This window comes from Salirhabdus euzebyi (assembly GCF_014207435.1).
Classification (GTDB): Bacteria; Bacillota; Bacilli; order Bacillales; family Alkalibacillaceae; genus Salirhabdus; species Salirhabdus euzebyi.
This window is the reverse complement of the sequence record NZ_JACHGH010000009.1, coordinates 60,030-79,580: the sequence shown is the minus strand read 5'-3', so window position 1 is coordinate 79,580 and position 19,551 is coordinate 60,030. Positions and strand designations below refer to the sequence as shown.

18 protein-coding genes and 3 tRNA genes are annotated in these 19,551 nt (G+C 34.7%); 1 reads left to right on the top strand and 20 read right to left on the bottom strand.

Annotation, left to right across the window (positions count from 1 at the left end; genetic code table 11):
* From HNQ94_RS14460 to HNQ94_RS14370, 19 genes are all read right to left on the bottom strand, one after another.
* The gene (locus HNQ94_RS14460) at positions 1 to 1,275 is read right to left on the bottom strand and encodes a YycH family regulatory protein (protein WP_174497064.1); all 1,275 of its coding nucleotides are present in this window, start codon (positions 1,273 to 1,275) and stop codon (positions 1 to 3) included.
* Complete coding sequence (gene walK / locus HNQ94_RS14455) at positions 1,272 to 3,110, bottom strand: cell wall metabolism sensor histidine kinase WalK (protein ID WP_174497065.1); 1,839 nt, start codon at positions 3,108 to 3,110, stop codon at positions 1,272 to 1,274. The genes HNQ94_RS14460 and walK overlap by 4 nt, the downstream gene beginning before the upstream one ends.
* A gap of 6 nt (positions 3,111 to 3,116) precedes the next feature.
* The gene (gene yycF / locus HNQ94_RS14450) at positions 3,117 to 3,821 is read right to left on the bottom strand and encodes a response regulator YycF (protein ID WP_174497066.1); all 705 of its coding nucleotides are present in this window, start codon (positions 3,819 to 3,821) and stop codon (positions 3,117 to 3,119) included.
* Between the two features lie 223 nt (positions 3,822 to 4,044).
* The gene (locus tag HNQ94_RS14445) at positions 4,045 to 5,595 is read right to left on the bottom strand and encodes a M23 family metallopeptidase (RefSeq protein WP_174497067.1); all 1,551 of its coding nucleotides are present in this window, start codon (positions 5,593 to 5,595) and stop codon (positions 4,045 to 4,047) included.
* A 385-nt stretch (positions 5,596 to 5,980) separates the two neighbouring features.
* Positions 5,981 to 6,053, bottom strand: a tRNA-Phe gene (locus HNQ94_RS14440).
* A gap of 215 nt (positions 6,054 to 6,268) precedes the next feature.
* A tRNA-Asp gene (locus HNQ94_RS14435) sits at positions 6,269 to 6,345 on the bottom strand.
* Between the two features lie 16 nt (positions 6,346 to 6,361).
* Positions 6,362 to 6,436, bottom strand: a tRNA-Glu gene (locus HNQ94_RS14430).
* 172 nt (positions 6,437 to 6,608) lie between these two features.
* Complete coding sequence (locus HNQ94_RS14425) at positions 6,609 to 7,895, bottom strand: adenylosuccinate synthase (protein WP_174497068.1); 1,287 nt, start codon at positions 7,893 to 7,895, stop codon at positions 6,609 to 6,611.
* 318 nt (positions 7,896 to 8,213) lie between these two features.
* Positions 8,214 to 9,578 carry a replicative DNA helicase gene (dnaB, locus tag HNQ94_RS14420; protein WP_174497069.1) on the bottom strand — a complete coding sequence of 455 codons (1,365 nt, stop codon included), beginning with the start codon at positions 9,576 to 9,578 and terminating at the stop codon, positions 8,214 to 8,216.
* 36 nt (positions 9,579 to 9,614) lie between these two features.
* A complete protein-coding gene (gene rplI / locus HNQ94_RS14415; RefSeq protein WP_174497070.1) occupies positions 9,615 to 10,061 on the bottom strand; it encodes a 50S ribosomal protein L9 in 447 nt (148 codons plus the stop codon).
* Positions 10,058 to 12,034 (bottom strand): DHH family phosphoesterase, encoded by a 1,977-nt coding sequence (locus HNQ94_RS14410; protein WP_174497071.1) that lies wholly within the window; start codon positions 12,032 to 12,034, stop codon positions 10,058 to 10,060. The genes rplI and HNQ94_RS14410 overlap by 4 nt, the downstream gene beginning before the upstream one ends.
* 34 nt (positions 12,035 to 12,068) lie before the next feature.
* Positions 12,069 to 13,007 (bottom strand): YybS family protein, encoded by a 939-nt coding sequence (locus HNQ94_RS14405; RefSeq protein ID WP_174497072.1) that lies wholly within the window; start codon positions 13,005 to 13,007, stop codon positions 12,069 to 12,071.
* Between the two features lie 345 nt (positions 13,008 to 13,352).
* The gene (gene rpsR / locus HNQ94_RS14400; protein ID WP_174497073.1) at positions 13,353 to 13,577 is read right to left on the bottom strand and encodes a 30S ribosomal protein S18; all 225 of its coding nucleotides are present in this window, start codon (positions 13,575 to 13,577) and stop codon (positions 13,353 to 13,355) included.
* A gap of 24 nt (positions 13,578 to 13,601) precedes the next feature.
* Complete coding sequence (gene ssb / locus HNQ94_RS14395) at positions 13,602 to 14,069, bottom strand: single-stranded DNA-binding protein (RefSeq protein WP_174497074.1); 468 nt, start codon at positions 14,067 to 14,069, stop codon at positions 13,602 to 13,604.
* Between the two features lie 12 nt (positions 14,070 to 14,081).
* Entirely contained in the window at positions 14,082 to 14,375 is a 294-nt protein-coding gene (gene rpsF, locus HNQ94_RS14390) for a 30S ribosomal protein S6 (protein ID WP_174497075.1), read from the bottom strand.
* 126 nt (positions 14,376 to 14,501) lie between these two features.
* The gene (gene ychF / locus HNQ94_RS14385; protein WP_174497076.1) at positions 14,502 to 15,602 is read right to left on the bottom strand and encodes a redox-regulated ATPase YchF; all 1,101 of its coding nucleotides are present in this window, start codon (positions 15,600 to 15,602) and stop codon (positions 14,502 to 14,504) included.
* A 203-nt stretch (positions 15,603 to 15,805) separates the two neighbouring features.
* Complete coding sequence (locus HNQ94_RS14380) at positions 15,806 to 16,009, bottom strand: DUF951 domain-containing protein (RefSeq protein ID WP_174497077.1); 204 nt, start codon at positions 16,007 to 16,009, stop codon at positions 15,806 to 15,808.
* Between the two features lie 7 nt (positions 16,010 to 16,016).
* On the bottom strand, positions 16,017 to 16,901 hold the full coding sequence (locus HNQ94_RS14375) for a mechanosensitive ion channel family protein (RefSeq protein ID WP_174497078.1): 885 nt from the start codon (positions 16,899 to 16,901) through the stop codon (positions 16,017 to 16,019).
* Between the two features lie 20 nt (positions 16,902 to 16,921).
* Positions 16,922 to 17,950, bottom strand: coding sequence for a YkvI family membrane protein (locus tag HNQ94_RS14370; protein WP_174497079.1), 1,029 nt, complete (start codon positions 17,948 to 17,950; stop codon positions 16,922 to 16,924).
* Positions 17,951 to 18,057: 107 nt separating this feature from the next.
* Between HNQ94_RS14370 and yyaC the strand changes: the two genes are divergently transcribed.
* On the top strand, positions 18,058 to 18,663 hold the full coding sequence (gene yyaC, locus HNQ94_RS14365; protein ID WP_174497080.1) for a spore protease YyaC: 606 nt from the start codon (positions 18,058 to 18,060) through the stop codon (positions 18,661 to 18,663).
* Between the two features lie 72 nt (positions 18,664 to 18,735).
* Here yyaC and HNQ94_RS14360 read toward each other — a convergent pair whose 3' ends face one another.
* Positions 18,736 to 19,443, bottom strand: a complete 708-nt coding sequence (locus tag HNQ94_RS14360) for a DUF554 domain-containing protein (protein WP_174497081.1) — start codon at positions 19,441 to 19,443, stop codon at positions 18,736 to 18,738.
* Between the last annotated feature and the right edge of the window lie 108 nt (positions 19,444 to 19,551).

The following is a 19,551-nucleotide window of genomic DNA, read 5'->3' as shown; positions in this document are numbered from 1 at the left end:
TTATACGCCTCCTTGCTCACTAGGATTTTCTATTAAAATCCATTTACCAGAAACTTTCATATACCAATTTGGCTGTAAAGAAATAATGTCTGGCGTTTCTTCTTGAACAATCTTATAGCCAATGCGTATATCTTCAATTGAATTCAAAGGATACTTCAAAGAGTTTTGTTCAATAAAGGTTATCAATGTAGAACCTGACATTAATTTTGGTTTTTCATAATCAGGAAAAGAGTGCGAGAGCTCAACTAATGGTCTATTATAATTTGTTAACTCTTGATTTTGCCAGATCTGCTCCATTGTGCCAAGCTTCCCCATCACAGGATATCCTTTTACAACCCATTGATAATGAACCACTGCATTGATCGTATCTATATCCAATAGCATAAATTCATCTGTCCAGCCATCATGATTGTTAACGAAAGAAATACTTTTGGATAACAGCTCTTCCCTTTCAAATTGCTTATTTTCAGTAGAAATGGGATTAACAAATTCCATATACTTTTGATTCGCTAAAATAGATGTTTCCAGTTTTCTACTTCCGTCTGTATAGTAGCCAATGTTTTTTACTGCTGTTGGATCACGGAAAAGATTATTAATTAGTGGCCAGTCGGATATAGTATTCGTTGTAAACGTTCGGTTTTGAAGCGTAACTTCTTCTTCAGGTAAATAAACTGTATTTCCATTACTTAAGGAAAACGATATGAGAGAATTTAAACTGCCGCCCTCAATAAAAGCAGATAGTTTCTGGTATGCATTTGTTTCTTGAATATCCGCACCTAATGTTTGATCATGTACTGTGGATAAGAACAGTACATCTAACCCCTGCGTCTCAGACCTTAGTTGAAATTGAATCCGATTAAAACTACTGTCCGGAAAAACTATATTTTCGTCTATATCAAACAAAAGTGGTAAGACTTCATAAGGCAATTCTACAGGAAATATCACTTCTACACTTGGTTCATCAATTTCGATGCTCTGTTGTTGTAAATTACCGAACTGCCTAATCGACCATTGCTGCATTTCTTTATATAAGCTGCTTTCCGTTTCCTTTTCCTTTAAACCATAATGTGCTCCGTTATTATGAAAGACGATGTTTGTCGGTTTTATAATATCTTTTGCACTTTGCTTTTCTCCATTAATGGATGTTTCACGTAAAACCGTTGAATTTTCCAACTCATCATACTGGGATGAGAAGTTCCATACACCAATTGTTAAAATTAGGCTGATCGAAACTAAAATGACTAGTACAGCCGTTTTAATAGTTTCTAAATTCATGAAACATCACCCCGCTTTTTGTGCATCAATGGAAGAGTTAGAAATATAGTTGTACCTTTTCCTTCTTCACTTTCCGCCCATATTTCTCCATTATGAGCTTCAATCATTTCCTTCGCTATGGCTAGACCTAAACCTGTTCCACCAAGTTTGCGAGAACGTGCCTTGTCCACACGGTAAAAACGGTTAAATATTTTATCTATTTGATCAATAGGAATTCCTACTCCTTGGTCTGAAACGGTAATAAGAAGCATTTTGTTTTTAACTTTTGTCCCAAGCTTAATAACTCCACCTTCAGGGGAATACTTAACAGCATTAGAAATAACGTTATCTAATACTTGTATAATTTTGTCTTTATCAATCCACACCCACAAAGTTTGCGCTAATAAATCTCGTTTGAATTGTAAATGTTCATATTTATTCATCTCAAATCGATCAATAACATGGTGGAAGAACTTAGTGAAGTCTACCTTTTCTTTGTGCAAATAGTAATCTTTATTATCCATTTTAGATAGCTGTAACAGATCGTTTACGAGACGAATCATCCGCTCCGTTTCCGTTTGGGTAACAGCTAGAAACTTCGGAGCTATTTCAGGATCCTTCCATGTCTCTCCATCAGCTAAAGCTTCTAAATAACTTCTCATTGACGTTAATGGCGTTCTTAATTCATGAGAAACGTTTGCAACAAATTCTCTTCGTTCCCGTTCTATTTTTTCTTCCTCGGTTACATCACTTAGAACAGTTATGAATCCATTCATCATTTCATTTTCATCCTGAATGACAGAAAAGCTAGCTTTCACTAACAAATGCTGTTCTTCATCACTATAATCAATAATGATGGAACCCGTTTGAGGAACGTCCTCAATTGTTTCTATTTGATCCGTTATTCCTAGTAGCTCTAGCAAAGACTTTCCTTTTATTTGTTCAAATGTTTTACCTATTATTTTCTTTGCTGGATCATTCATCAAAATTATAGATCCATTGTGATCAGTTGCAATTACGCCATCGTTCATATTTGATAATACAGAAGTAAGCTTTCTTCTTTCACCCTCTGTTGTAGCGTACGACTGCTTTAACTTGTCATTTAAATGGTTAAATGACATGGCAAGCTGTCCTATTTCATCCATTCCATATACGTCTACTTTTTTGGAGAAATCTCCCCCCGCCATGACATGTGCTTGTTTACGCATCGCGGATATAGGCTTGGTTATTGTGCGAGCAACTAAGATTCCAAGTAAGGCTGAAATAGATATAGCTAGGAGTGTTCCATTTAAAAAGATAGAACTGATTTCCTCTAATTGGTCATAAACACCTTCTATACTAGCTTCCAGATAAATAGCACCTACAACTTCTTTCTTCTGATTAACAAAGATGGGTACCATTTTAACAAGTGTTCGATGTCCGATTCGAGGGTTATAAACAATTGCAGGCTTATATTCTGTTCCAAAAATAAGCATTCTTTCTATTTCTGGTCTGTTCGTTAATTTTCCAACAACTTCTTTGTTAAATTGGTTGGTCGTTCCAATAATTCGGCCTTGAGCATCTATTACTTGAAGCTCTGTTATATCGTCTATATCATAATCAGCTAGTACGGATTGAATATCATGTTGAAGAGATCTATCTTCTTCTGTTCTTGTTTTAGTAAAAGTTTGTTGTAATTGATAGGTTAAAAGCTCTACACGGTCGTTAATAGACTCGATAAAGTTTTCTCTAAGCTTCGTCTCTAAATTGTTCGCAAAATAAGCCCCTATTACTTGAATAGCAATAAGGAGCAGTAAAATATAAATAAGAATTATCTTTAAACGAATGGACTGAAAAAATTTAACCTTTTTTTCCATTAAGCATTACTCCTGATCAGGATTACGTAAATAATAGCCAACGCCTCTTCTCGTTACGATCCACTTCGGATTACTAGGGTTTTCTTCTATTTTTTCACGAAGTCTACGTACAGTAACATCTACCGTTCTTACATCCCCATAATAGTCATAACCCCATACCGTTTCTAATAAGTGCTCTCTAGTCATAACTTGTCCGATATGCCTTGCTAGATAATGAAGCAATTCAAACTCTCGATGCGTTAATTCAATTTCTAGGCCATCCCGGGATACATTGTAAGCATCAGGATGTATAACTAATTTCCCAATTCTAATATCTTGATTTTCACTCTGGTTTTTATCATCACCTTTTTGATGACGACGCAAATTTGCTTTAACCCTAGCAATAAGTTCTCGATTACTAAATGGCTTTGTTACATAATCATCGGCCCCTAACTCAAGGCCTAACACTTTATCTATTTCTGAATCCTTAGCTGTTAACATAATGATAGGCATACTATAGAAGTTTCTTATTTCTCGGCAGACTTCCATTCCATCTTTTTGCGGAAGCATGATGTCCAAAAGGATTAGATCCGGTTTTTCTTGATGAACTAACTTGATTGCTTCATCTCCATCATATCCACACACAACGTGGTATCCTTCTTTTTCTAAATTAAACTGCAAAATATCCGCAATTGGTTTCTCATCATCTACAACCAATATCTTATGATTCATTCGTCAACACTTCCCTTTTGGAATAATAATATCCATCACTTCATTTTATCGTATTTTACTAATATTGTCTTTTCAATCAGTTGATATGAAATGTAATCTTAATATTAGTACGATACCTATATCTAACTTTCACAGGTAAATGTTTTGTTTCATAGCTTACCGCAATTGACTTTAAGGAAAAAGCCTCTAGCTTAACCTAAAGCTAGAGGCTTTTTTATTGTATTTAATAATGGGAAAGTGGGTTTGTAAGTGAGCCATTTAAGTACATTTCAAAATGTAAATGTATTCCCGTAGAATAACCAGTTGCTCCCATTAAACCAATGGCTTGTCCTTTTTTAACTGTTTGACCTGGTGAAACATAAATAGCAGATAGATGACTATATGTAGTCTTAAATCCATTTTGATGGTCTATTTCAATTCTATTGCCATAACCATTACTACGAAATCCAGAAGAAGTAACAACACCAGTATCCGCAGCATAAATAGTTTTATTACTTACTCCTGCAATATCAATTCCTTTATGGTAGCTACCCCAACGAGGGCCCATATAACTGGTTATCGTACCACCTGCAGTAGGCCAATGAAAACTACCTGTACCTCTTGATGGGATTACCTTTGTTCCTTGAATAATTATCTTGCTCACTGGTTCTTCTGTAATTTCCTGATTAATTATTTTACGTTCTATTTCATTTCCATTTTGTTTTAATACTTCATAATGAACTTTCATCTTACCGTCTTTTCCTTCTTGCTTCACTTTTTGTTGCCCTTTAAAAAGTTCATCAGATTTTTCATATTTCGTATTATAAGCTAAATCACGTTCAACAACTTCTTCTTCTTTAACTAAAACATCTATTAATGGTTTTGCTGCTTTTATATTAATTTCCTGACCTACCTGTAAAATGGAATCTTGTTTCAATTCAGGATTTAATTGGAGAAGCTCGTTAATAGAAAGGTCATGTTCACTTGCAATTGAACTTAATACTTCTCCTGCTTTAATTTCATATGTTTCATCAGCTAGCTCATTTTTCTCTAAGAGTAGAAGCGCTTGTTCAACCGATAGTAACTCAGTAGGATCTATCTTCACTTCCGAAAGTGAAATCTCTTCAGATAAAGAAACATCAACTATTTTCGATTCTCCTATAGCTAATTCTTCATCAGTTTCGTCGTCCACTTCAACTGATAAATTTGTATTTTCTTGTTCATCTAATTCTTCATTTTTCGGTTGATTAGTTTTTATTTCATAATCTGTCATGTTCATTTCAGCTAAAACTTCTTCGGGTACATATTTTGACTTTAATTTGTTTAATACTTCATTTACCGCTTCTTCATCTCTAAAATACCCGATGACTTCACCGTTAATTTCTAGTTTTAAAGCCTTCATAATATAGGTAACTTCGTTTGATAGTTTGTCTAAAACATGCTGGTTATTAAAAGAAGGTTGAAAGGCGTTTTCCGATATGTAGGTAATTTCTTGATCAACAGATAGATTTAACTTCTCCTCATCTATTTCGGATTGATCCTCAGTTAGTGTGGTTACTAATTCTGCCTTATAAATACTAATCTGTTCTTCTAAGAAATCTTCCACTACTTCTTTACTTCCAACAGTACCTAAATGTTTACCATCCACATACACATGGTAAACACGAGGGAACTCATCCGTATCTGCATATACTGAAGTAAAGGAAAATACTAAACCAAGACAAACTAGTAAAATAACCTTATGTAGGATGTTACTGTGTAAAAACTTATTTTTTTTGTTTTTAATGTTCCTCACAACCTTTTCCTCCTATAGTGTTGACCTACCAGAGTTACAGTAGTTTGGTATTTTAAGGCAAAAATGCTACGTATATAAATCTACCACAAACCTATTAACTAAATAAATAGTACTGGGAATAATGTAATAAACTTGTATAAAAAATGTAAATTTTATACAAACAAAAAGTATATTTTTATTCCATAAGTGTAATATGTAAATTTATCAACTATGAATTTATTTTTTTCTACAAATGAATGTAACAAATAGATTACAAAGCTACCAAACACTAATATAATTCCTAATATTTTCTATAATTTTAGCCTAGTTTACTACTTTTTATACTACTCTTAGGTTAGTAGAAGATAAAAATAAAAAGCAGAACGAAATGTTCTGCTTTTTAAGATGGCTCGGGACGGAATCGAACCGCCGACACACGGATTTTCAGTCCGTTGCTCTACCGACTGAGCTACCGAGCCATAATTATATTATATACAGTTGACTTATCTTCCCTCATATATCTAGTTTCGAAGATTATTATTTGAAGTATTGTGCTCGTCTCGTTGCAAGCTTACGGTGAAGTATACGCTCCTCGCAAAGCCCAACATAGATGTAATTGCTAGGAGAATTACTGCTTCTCTACCGACTGAGCTACCGAGTCGTTATTAAGTTACTATTAAAAAGGGCAAAAAAATGGCGGTCCGGACGGGACTCGAACCCGCGACCTCCTGCGTGACAGGCAGGCATTCTAACCAACTGAACTACCGGACCGTTTCTATTAATTATATGGTGACCCGTACGGGATTCGAACCCGTGTTACCGCCGTGAAAGGGCGGTGTCTTAACCGCTTGACCAACGGGCCATGTATTTCGACTATTTCTGACAGCGTTATTAATATATCATATTTTTTTACTGTCTGACAATAAATTTTACATAAATATTTTTTGTTAAAAATTGGATTGATAGAATATGTCTATGCATAAGAAAAAAGCTACATAAGTGTGTAGCTTTTTTCTCATAATTTCTATTCTTTTTTATTCATATATATCCGATAGAACATTTGTCTGGGTACGATCTGGACCTACAGAAAAAATAGATACAGGTATTCCTGTTAGCTCTGATACTCTTTTGATATAGTGTCTAGTATTGTCAGGTAAATCTTCCAATGACTTGGCACTTGTTATATTTTCAGACCATCCTTTTAACTCTTCATAGACAGGCTTACACTTAGCAAGAACATTTAAATTGGCTGGATATTCATCTATAATTTGACCGTTATATTCATATCCTACACAGATTTTTAATGTATCGATGCCTGTTAAAACATCTAACGAATTCAGCGATAAATCTGTTATACCACTAACACGTCTAGAATGCTTAACGACAACAGCATCAAACCAGCCCACACGTCTAGGACGACCAGTAGTTGTTCCGTATTCTCTTCCAACTTCACGTATTTGGTCACCAATATCGTTCATTAACTCTGTAGGAAATGGTCCATCTCCTACTCGTGTTGTATATGCTTTTGAAACACCCATTACTCGGTCAATTTTAGAAGGACCGATTCCTGCTCCTACTGTTACCCCACCAGCAGTAGGGTTAGAGGAAGTCACATAAGGATATGTTCCTTGATCGATATCAAGTAAAACGCCTTGAGCACCTTCAAACAAAATGTGGTTTCCTTCTTGAATTGCATCATCTAAAATAACAGAAGTATCACATACAAAAGAGGCTAATTGTTGCCCATATTGATAGTATTCTTCAAATATTTCATCAACAGCCATCGGCTCTGATTCATATATTTTTTCGAACCACATATTTTTTTCATTCACATTTTGAGTTAATTTTTCATGGAATAATTCTTTATCTAAAAGATCAGCCATACGAATACCCATTCTAGATGCTTTATCGGTATAGGCTGGCCCAATTCCCTTTTTAGTTGTCCCTATTTTATTTTCACCCTTGAACGCTTCTTGAAGTTCATCTAATTTTTGATGGTAAGGTAAAATAACATGGGCTCTATTACTAATCTTTAAATGGTCAACTGCAATATTTCTTTCCTTTAAATATTTTATTTCATCTAGGAGTGCTTTGGGATTAATAACCATTCCATTACCCATAACACAAATTTTATCTTGATAAAAAATACCTGATGGAATTAAGTGTAATTTATATGTATCTCCACCAAATTTAATAGTATGACCAGCGTTATTACCACCTTGATATCGAGCAACAATGTGAGCCTTCTGTGATAAGAAATCTGTAATTTTTCCTTTTCCTTCGTCTCCCCACTGTGTTCCTACTACTACCGCTGTTGTCATATGGGCACCTCCAAATTATATACTTCATTTAATACCTCGATTATTCTACCAATATTTTATTATATTCGTCAATATATTCCGAACATTTATTGAATAATGTTTTTATTTGTTCGCAAATAGTTAGAAACAACAGAAGAAAAAACTTCCATAATAATGCTTCTATTTAAATTTCCCTTTTTTAATACTAATTATGCCATTTTAATCCGTATACTTTGCAATGCTAATAGAGGCTTTATTTTAAGAAACCTCATTTTTATAAGACAGAAAAAAAGACCAAACCATCTTATACACATGATTTGGCCTTTCTAACATATTCTATTAGGCTGGCGGAACTTCTTCTTGCCTATATCGATGATCTAAGTTTACAAACTTATTGTATTCTTTTACAAATGCGAGTTCGACATTCCCTACTGGACCATTTCTTTGTTTAGCAATAATAATTTCTATAATGTTTTGTTTTTCTGATTCTTCTTTATTATAGTAATCATCACGATATAGAAATCCAACTATATCAGCATCTTGCTCAATACTTCCTGATTCCCTTAGGTCGGACATCATAGGTCTCTTATCTTGTCTTTGTTCTACTCCACGTGAAAGCTGTGATAATGCTATCAGAGGAACATTTAATTCCCTTGCCAACCCTTTTAACTGTCTCGAAATCTCAGAAACTTCTTGTTGACGATTTTCTCCGCCTCTACCGCTACCTTGAATTAATTGTAAATAATCTATCAATATCATTCCAAGTCCATGTTCCTGTTTAAGTCTTCTGCACTTAGCACGGATGTCATTTACTCTTATACCTGGGGTATCATCTATGAAGATACCAGCATTAGATAAGCTACCCATCGCCATCGTTAGCTTACCCCAGTCTTCTGCTTCTAATTTACCAGTTCTTAATCGTTGGGCATCGATGTTGCCTTCTGCACACAACATACGCATAACTAGTTGATCAGCACCCATCTCCAAACTAAAAATAGCAATGTTTTCTTGTGCATGAATAGAAACATTTTGAGCGATATTTAATGCAAACGCAGTTTTACCTACTGAAGGTCGAGCTGCAATGATAATCAAATCATTTCGTTGAAAGCCAGAGGTTATTCTGTCTAAATCTTTAAAACCAGTAGGTATTCCAGTAACATCGGCCTTACTATGATGTAATTGTTCTATATTGTCATAGACTTCTATTAAAACATCTTTAATATTTTTAAAAGCGCCCGAGTTGTTTTTATGGGAAACTTCCAATATACTTTTTTCTGCTTCATTTAAGACATAATCTAATTCTTCTTCCTCAGAAAAACCTGTTTTTACTATATTAGTAGCTGCTGTAATCAATCTACGTAAAGTAGATTTTTCTTCTACTATTCTTGCATAGTATTCTATATTTGCTGCTGTCGGAACAGAGTTAGCAAGGTCACTAAGATAAGAAACCCCTCCAACGTCATCTAGCATCTTTTTATTGGATAAAATAGTAGTTACGGTTACTAAATCTATAGGTTCACCCTTGTCCGAAAGTGTTAACATAATCTCATATATTTTTTGATGGCTCGCACGATAAAAATCATCTGGAAGCAACAATTCTGAAGCCGCTACAATTGCCTGTGGTTCTAGAAATATAGCCCCTAGTACTGCTTGTTCAGCTTCTATATTATGAGGTGGAGTACGGTCATTCCAAATCTCACTCAAAACAAGTTCCCCCTTGATTATGAAGAAGTCTTATATCTATTTTTCTCCAATGTGTACTTTTATTGTTCCAACTACATCTGGATGAAGTTTTACTGGAACATCCGTAAAACCTAATGCTCGTATTGGCTGATCAAGCTCAATTTTCCTTTTATCAATGTTTATTTTATGCTTCTTTTTTAACGCATCTGCTATTTGCTTACTCGTAACAGATCCAAAAAGACGTCCACCATCTCCAGCTTTTGCAGCTAATTCAACTGTTAGAGACGCTAACGTTTCTTTTAGCTTCTTAGCATCTTCTAATTCTTCTTGCTCTAATTTTTGCTCTTTATTTTTTTTAGCCTTTAAAGCACTTAAATTAGCATTTGTTGCTTCTACAGCTAAATTATTTTTCAATAAATAGTTTCGGGCATAGCCCTCAGCTACCTCTTTAACATCACCTTTTTTCCCTTTACCTTTTACGTCTTTTGTGAATATGACTTTCATTCATCATCGCTCCCTTCAACGTATTGATCAATTATTTTCTTCAACTGTTCTGCAACTTCATCTACAGTTGTGTCATTTAATTGTGTTGCGGCATTTGTTAAGTGTCCACCGCCATTCATTTTTTCCATAATTATTTGTACGTTTATATCACCTAATGAACGTGCACTTATACCAATTTTCCCGTCATCTCGTTCGGATATGACGAATGACGCTTTAATATCACTCATTGTTAAAAGGGTGTCTGCTGCTTGTGCAATTAGGACAGGTCCATACACTTCCCCTGGATCTGCTTTTACAATTGCTATACCACTTTTGTATAGCTCTGTATTCTCGATAAGTTTACTTCTACGGACATATACATTAATATCTTCTTTCATTAACTTTTGGACTAAAACAGTGTCAGCACCTTTAGACCTTAGATATGATGCTGCATCAAATGTACGTGAGCCTGTGCGAAGCGTGAAATATTTTGTATCAACAATTATGCCTGCTAAAAGTGCAGTAGATTCCAGCATATTAAGCTTCAAAGTTCCTGGCTGGTATTCTAATAGTTCTGTAACTAATTCCGCTGTAGAAGAGGCGTATGGCTCCATATAAACAAGCGTTGGATCTTTGATAAACTCCTCTGCTCTTCTATGGTGATCTATAACAACCACATGGTCTGTTTTAGCTAATAGACGTTCTTCCATTACTAAAGAAGGTTTATGGGTATCTACTATTACTAGCAATGTGTTTTTTGTCACAATATCTAAAGTTGAGTCCGGGGAAATAAGCCACTGTGCTAAGGATGAGTCCTCATAAATGACATCCATTAACCTTTGAACTCCTGTGTGCACACCTTCAGGATCAAAAACAACATACCCATTTTTTTGATTGGCTTGAGCTACCTTTAAGATACCTATAGCAGCCCCAATCGAGTCCATGTCTGGGTTTTTATGGCCCATAATAATTACTTGATCACTCTCTTTTACTAATTCCTTTAATGCGTGAGAAATAACCCTAGCACGAACTCTCGTTCTTTTTTCCATTGGATTCGTTTTGCCACCGAAAAACTTAACTTTTCCACTTTCATCCTTAATGACAACTTGATCTCCACCACGACCTAATGCTAGATCAAGACTAGATTGAGCTAATTCACCTAATTCTCGTAAAGTAGATGAAGTACCTTTTCCGATTCCAATACTTAATGTTAACGGTACATTTTTATCCGAAATAAGTTCCCTTACTTCATCAAGAATTTCAAACTTAGTCTTCTCTATTTGGTCTAATACTTCTAAATTCATAACTGCAAGAAAACGTTCTTGTGACGTTCGTTTTAAGTAGATATTGTACTCACCAGACCATTTATTTAATATAGAGGTCATTTGGGAGTTTAAATGACTTTTAGAGGTGTCATCCATGGCTTGTGTAACTTCTTCATAGTTATCTAAAAAGATGATTCCTAATATGGTTTGTTCATTTTGATATAATGTCTCTATTTCTACCTGTTTTGTCTGATCAAAGAAATATATGAGACGTTCATCTCTTTTGATTATTGCTTGAAAACTTTTCACATCAAATTCAAACCATAACTCTTCTTTATCCTCTTTGATTGCAGGTATTAATTCTTCTGATATTTGGTTTAAGCTATAACCTACTAATGTCTCATTATCGGCAAAAATATTAACGTAAGGATTTGTCCATTCTATTTCATATTCCTCACTAAAAAGGACAATACCTATTGGCATTTCATTCAATGCCTCTTCTCCAACCTTCTTAACTCGATAAGAGAGTGTTGAAATATATTCTTCTGCCTGATCCTGAAGTTCCTGTTCTGTCTTTATACTATTGTACATCGTAAAGGCGAGTAAAATTGCCATCACAATTCCAATAATCCATTGAAAATAAAAAACAAATCCAAGGAAGAATAGGGATAGAGCATATATGATCCAAATATGACGATTTAGCGGAATTTTCTTAAAAAGATTTGACATAAAGCCAACTCCTAACCAATAAGGTTAACTCAGATTACTTACTTTCTTTGTTTAAACGGTCCCTCAAATTAAAACCTAAATCAATTATACCTAAAATTCTTAATGGATAAAGGAATATAAATGGAAGTAGTACAACCATTACAATCGTTCCGATAATAATTCCTTTTGACTTCTTTTTTGCATGTACGTAATAGAATATAAAAGATAAACCTTGTAAGGTGATAAGCGCTCCTACTAAGGTGAAAATGTTTACTGCTGCTTGATTTAAAGTACTACCCTGTTCCGTATCAACCCACATTAAAATCATAGCAATAAAATAATACCAAATAAGTGAAATTGGTAGTTTAAAATCACGCAAAGGTGGAAAAGCATACGTTTTATTTTCAAGTCTGTTAATGATTTTAAAACCAAACCAAATTGCTAAAAAGCTATAAAGAATTCCAATGAATCCAATTATAGTAGGAATTAAATACGTAAGCTGCTTCATTTGCTCTTCTATTTGTAGTAGGGCTTCTTCAGAGGTCCCTAACTGTTTTATTAATTCCTGTGTATTCTGCAGAGATATATCGATTAAATTATTCAATTCATCAACAAAATTAACCTGAAACAACAACTGTCCAATCCCTAAAATAGCTAAAAAACCTAACGCAAAAGCTACTGCACCAGTTGCCCACGTTTCATATACTGATTTTTTATAATGAAGACATACGCCGACTGTTATTCCACCGATCCCAGCCATAAGCGTTAGTGGCAAACTAAATATGGATGCTACGATTATGGTTAGCACACTAGTTGCCAAAAACATAATAACAGATGCTTGGATACCGTTTTTATACGCATATATTACAAACGGTAGTGGAAGTAAAAATATAGAGACTATTTCTATAAAAGGGATATATAAAGTCATTAATAATAACAAAAGGTAAATTGCAGAAAACAGTGCTCCCTCAGTTATAACGTTTGATTTCTTCATTCATTGCACCTCGTCAGTTTATTTATCATTTTAACTATAACTTCGTTTATTTTACCAATGTCAAATGGATTCTGTAAAAGATTAGATTTGATATCCATCATAACACGAAAGCCCAATATTTTAATAAGGAAATTGTTGTCTTCCTTAATTTTTAAATGGATTTTATAATAAGAAAAAAACTAGCTTGTACAAATGAAAATATATACTTAGAAAACAACATCTATACTTTCGGAGAAGATGGTATTTTCTAAACATATATTATGTACTTCATATGAGACTTAGGGGATAGTAAAAGGAAAGGCATAATGGAAGTTTATTTGATTCCATTATGCCTTATATTCCTAATTAATCGTTCACGTATGGTAACAATGCCATTGTACGAGCACGTTTAATTGCTTTTGTTAATTTACGTTGGTACTTAGCAGATGTACCAGTTACACGACGAGGCAAAATTTTACCGCGTTCAGATATAAACTTTTTAAGAAGATCTACATCTTTATAGTCAATATGTGTAATACCATTGGCTGTAAAGTAGCAAACCTTTTTACGCTTACGTCCACGACGAGCCATTTGCTTCCCCTCCTTCACGATTTATTAAAATGGTAAATCATCATCCGACAAGTCAATAGGTTCACCGTTGTTAGCGAACGGATCTTCCTCATTATTACGTCGGTCATAATTATTTTGTGAAGGATTCTGATTGGTTTGAAAACCAGCTGAACCTCTATCGCCTTGAGAAGACCCTTTCGATTCCAAAAATTGTATTGTTTCTGCAACAACCTCGGTAATAAATACTCTTTTTCCCTCTTGGTTGTCAAAACTTCGTGTTTGAATTCGCCCATCAACACCTATTAAGCTTCCTTTTTTCATAAAGTTAGCTAGGTTTTCTGCAGCTCTTCTCCACACAACACAGTTAATGAAATCAGCTTCCCGATCCCCTTGTTGATTCGAGAATGGACGGTTTACTGCAACTGTAAAGTTTGCAACAGCCACTCCATTTGGTGTATATCGAAGGTCAGGATCTTTTGTTAGTCTTCCTACAAGAACGACACGATTCATCATCAGAAACACTCCTTATTGATCTTCTTCACGAATAGCCATATGGCGGATAATATCGTCAGAGAACTTAGCTTGACGATCAAACTCATTAACTGCAGCAACATCATTAGTTGCAAAGTTAACAAGAACATAATAACCATCACGGTAGTCGTTAATTTCATAAGCTAAACGACGTTTACCCATTTCGTTCACTTTTTCAACTTCCGCCCCATTGTCCGTTAGTAACGTTGTAAAGCGCTCAACTACAGCTTTTTGAGTCTCCTCATCAACGTCCGGGCGGATGATGTACATGATCTCATATTTATTCATCCGTCTTCACCTCCTTTTGGTCTTAGCGGCCCCGTTCTTAGTCGGAGCAAGGAGTAACACTTACGTAATTACTCACAATGATGTATTATACCAAACTTTATAGCCCTGTACAATAGCGGTTAAAGATTATACGTTGAATCGGAACAAAATTACGTCCCCATCTTGAACAACATACTCTTTTCCTTCTGACCTAACTTTTCCTTGCTCCTTTGCTACTGTCATTGAACCAGCAGCTAGTAAATCTTCATAAGACACTGTTTCTGCACGAATAAATCCTCTTTCAAAATCGCTATGAATAACTCCTGCAGCCTGTGGAGCTTTCATACCTTTTTTAAAAGTCCATGCTCGCACTTCTTTTTCTCCAGCAGTAAAGTAGGTTGCCAAGCCAAGCATATGATAAGAGGCCTTAATTAATTGATCTAAGCCTGATTCTGCAATACCAAGCTCTTCTAAAAACATTTCTTTTTCTTCCCCTTCAAGCTCAGCTATTTCAGATTCAATTTTTGCACAAACCGTAATAACCTTGGAACCTTCTTTAGCAGCATACTCTTGAACTAGTTGTAAATTTTCATTTTCTTCAGGGTTTTGGATTTCATCTTCTCCAACATTTCCCACATATAAAACTGGTTTAATTGTTAATAGATGAAATTGCTTTACTATTTTTAATTCCTCTTTTGAAAAGTCTATGGATCGTGCAGGCATTTCATCTTCCAAAGCGTCTTTTACTTTTTTCAACACTTCAAACTCTACCATTGCATTTTTATCTTTTTGTTTTGCCATTTTCTCTACACGTTGATACCTTTTGGTTACTGATTCTAAATCAGCCAAAATTAGTTCCAAGTTAATTGTTTCAATATCATCTATAGGGTTTACTCTGCCTGAAACATGTGTAATATTATCGTCATTAAAACATCTAACCACATGGCAAATAGCGTCTACTTGACGAATATGAGATAAAAATTGATTACCTAAACCTTCTCCTTTACTAGCTCCTTTTACGATTCCAGCAATATCAGTAAATTCAAAGGCTGTAGGAACAGTTTTCTTAGGATTAACTAGTTCCGTTAACTTTCGTAATCGTTCGTCTGGAACCTCTACAATCCCTACATTAGGATCAATTGTACAAAACGGATAGTTAGCTGATTCTGCACCAGCCTGGGTTATAGCATTAAACAATGTCGACTTACCAACATTCGGTAGGCCAACTATTCCTGCAGTTAAAGACATTTTATATTCCACTCCTTAATTTCCGTGCCTTACTTTGTTTGTAGTCAATCCAATTATAGATAGTCCTTTCTAAAAAAACAAGCTAAACAAAAAGAAGCAAAGGAAGGTCATATACACCCCATTTTGCTCCTTTAGTATAGAAATATTTATTTTTACTTTTTAATTGCTGCACAAAATTTAAGTTATGCCTAGTTTTATCCAAATTATTTTTCTTCACTTTTTTCAAGTATTTTCTTCACTTTTTTTTCAAACTGCCTTCTAGGTATAAGAACACTGTGCTGACAGCCCATACACTTTATCCGAATATCCATTCCCACACGAATAACTTTCCATTGGTTTTCACCACAAGGATGGGGCTTCTTCATTGAAACAATATCATTCAACTCAAATTGTTTATTATCTGCCATCCAAATGTCACTCCTTTACTAAATCTTCTTCTTTTTCTTTACGGGAATACATAACCAATCTTGGGAATGGTATTTCCACACCATTTTTATCAAGTTCTTCTTTTATTGCTTTTCTCATTTTACGAGCAATTGCCCAATGTTGCATAGGCTCTACCTCAGCAATCACCCGAAAAACAACATCAGATGCTCCTAAATTTTGAACACCTAATAATTCTGGTGTTTTCACCATTTCAGGATTATCCGCAGGAAGTCTTTCCAAAAGTTCCGTTAATACTTTTTCTGCAAGATTAATATCTCCTTCATAAGAGACGCCTACATCGACTACTGCAACGCTGTTATGGATAGAAAAGTTTATAACTTCTTGAATATTACCATTTGGAATAATATGATGTTCACCTGTCCATGTTTTAATCTTCGTCGTTCTCAAACCTATTTCATCAACTACCCCTTCTGATTGGCCAATTCTCACGAAATCACCAACAGAAAACTGATCTTCGAATATAATAAAAAAACCTGTAATAATATCCTTCACTAGATTTTGCGCACCAAAACCAATAGCTAGACCAGCAATTCCTGCCCCTGCGAGAAGTGCCCCTACCTGCAATCCTAGTGATTCTAAAATCATAATAAATGCAGTGAAATAGACCATATAGACTAATGTATTTTCTAACAGTTTCGTAAGTGTTGCTTCTCTTCTTTCAGAAATGGTAAAAGGTCCTTTTTTTCTATGCATAAACAACTTCAATATTAAACCTTTTCCAATTCTTGTAATGATCCAAGCGCCAAATAAGATCAGAATAATTCTCACTGTTGCGAGACCAACTGTTTCTAAAATTTGATGTTCAGCTAAATAATCAAATATTTGACCCCATTGGTTAATGAGCCAGTCCATCTTTATCCTCCTAATACAATCTAATACCGCAAATCCTCCTTATATCTGTTCGCAATGGGATATAGTAGAATTGCTGATAATACATATAAGTTTAATAATCCATATAGTGGATATAAGTACTCGATTAAAGTTGAAAAACCAAAACTTGTAAATGGAACAGTTAATGTAACTGTGATTAGAGCTAATGCCCATAAAGGAATCTTAAACCTTTCTTGAATTCTAGAAATAAAACCTAAAACACTAGATAACGCTGTTGTGAATAGAGCTATCCAAAGCAATATCGATATAAAAATAAACATCTTATATGGATAATGTTTTAGAATAGCAAATAGCGGGATTTCATATAGCAACATCTCTTCAGAAATCTGAATTAGACTACTATTATAAATAAAAGATACGACACCAAGAATCACCGCACTACCAACGCTTGCTATCCAAACTTCCCCTTTACGCTTCACGTGCTTGCCAACAGCCCCTAATACAGCTATTAAAGGTAATATATTTAAGGCTGTAAAAGGAAAAGCTGAAGCCCAATTCGTTTGCTCGTTTAAATGGGAGATAAGGGAAAGTTCTTGCTGTACAGTAAATAATATCAAAACATACAGCAGTCCGCCAATTAAAAGTGGAAGAACAAAACTATTCATAGAAATTATCCCTTTCAAGTCCCATATAAAAACCAAAACAAGTGGTATCCCAATAGCTGCAATACCCCACCAATATGAAAAATGGAAGGCTTGCCATGTCGCTCCACTTCCTGCCATCATAACCATAGTGGTGGTAAATAAATAAACTAAAATTAATATATCATATAAACCAGTTAGGTGTTTCCCAACAATTAATCGAAGCACTGGTAGATAATGCGTTGTTCTTTGTTCATAACTGATAGTTAAAATCACATGACAGCTTACTGCAAACATAATTGAAAATAATAGAATAGCTAATCCACTTTCATGACCAAAAAATTGCCACAGTTCTCTTCCTGATGCATATCCAGCTCCTACCATTGTTCCAATTATTAAAAACATCCATTTAAATCCTGCTTTCCACATGGCTTCTCCTCCATTTTTTTACCAAAGTTGGTCTTTTTCAAGTTGGTAAGTATAGAACGGACATTGTTTCCGTATACTATTACCAATATGATTGTGGAGGACTAGCTATGAATCTAAAACAAATCCTTTTTCCAAAAAAACAAGAAAAAAGGTTTTATTATGCACATCCCTCGTCCGCTTATCGGTTAGCAAAAACGTTATATTCCTGGATTCCTAACAGAGATCAAGAAATCATAATAGTATGTATTGGGACGGATAGATCTACAGGAGATTCCTTAGGGCCAATTGTTGGAAGTCTACTGAGTGAACATCATCTTCCACAATTTTCGATATATGGGACATTGGACTCTCCAGTCCATGCTAAAAATCTTGAAGATAGGTTAGAAGATATAAAGCAAAACCATTCAAACGCTTTTATTATTGCTATTGATGCTTGTTTAGGAAAACAAAGTTCTATTGGTTCTATCATTGCAGGAGTCGGCTCCATCAAGCCAGGAGCAGCAGTTCAAAAACAGTTACCTGACGTTGGTGATTTATATTTAAGCGGGGTTGTAAATCTTAGTGGATATATGGAATATTTCGTATTACAAAACACTAGATTGTCCATCGTCATGAATATGGCCAAGCAAACTTCGCAAGCTTTAAGATTTTTACATTATTTTTTACAAAAAGATACTACAGAAGAAATAGTAGAAGAAAAAGAAGAAGGGTAATTCTTTTTAACTTACTTTTATCTATTAAACTTTAATAATAGATAATAGTCAGCATTCAAGCTGACTATTATTCTAAAACTGCATATATATAGCTAATAGGAATCCTACCATTAGTATGCTAGGAAGCAAATTTGCTACTCTTATATTCGTGATTTTTAATAGATTTAATCCAATAGCTACAATGAGCAGCCCGCCTGTAGCAGTCATATCCTCTATAAACAAGTTTAAAAATTGTTCTGGTACCCAATTTTCAATTTGTGTAGCAAAAACAGCTATTAATCCTTCGTAAAGTACTACAGGGATTATGGAAAAAACGACACCAAACCCAAGTGTTGTCGTTAAGACTAATGCAACAAACCCATCAATCATTGCTTTTGTGAGTAAAATTTCATGATCGTTACGCAACCCACTATCTAAACCCCCAATAACAGCCATAGCACCTATAACAAAGATTAAAGAAGCTGTTACAAACCCCTGAGCAATGGTAGACTCCCCTTTATTCTTTTGGTTGAATTTCGTTTCAATCCAGTTACCTATTGCATTAAGCTTATCTTCTAGTCTAAACAACTCCCCTATAAGAGCTCCTGTTATTAAACTTAATAACACAATAACAATCCGTTCAGATCCAAAAGCCATTTGAAATCCGATTAACAATACTGTTAAACCGATACCGTACATAATTGTTTCTTTAATTCTTTCCGGTATTTTAGTGAAAAACAAACCGAAAAAGGTTCCAACTAATATACCTAGTCCATTCATCAATGCACCGAATAACACCATTTTCGTTCCCTCTTTCTCGCCTCTCCAGCTGCAATGTTCCACGTGAAACAATAACAAAAATATGAAATTAATAAGAAGGGAGAAGCAAGCTTAAGCTTTCGCTTCGCT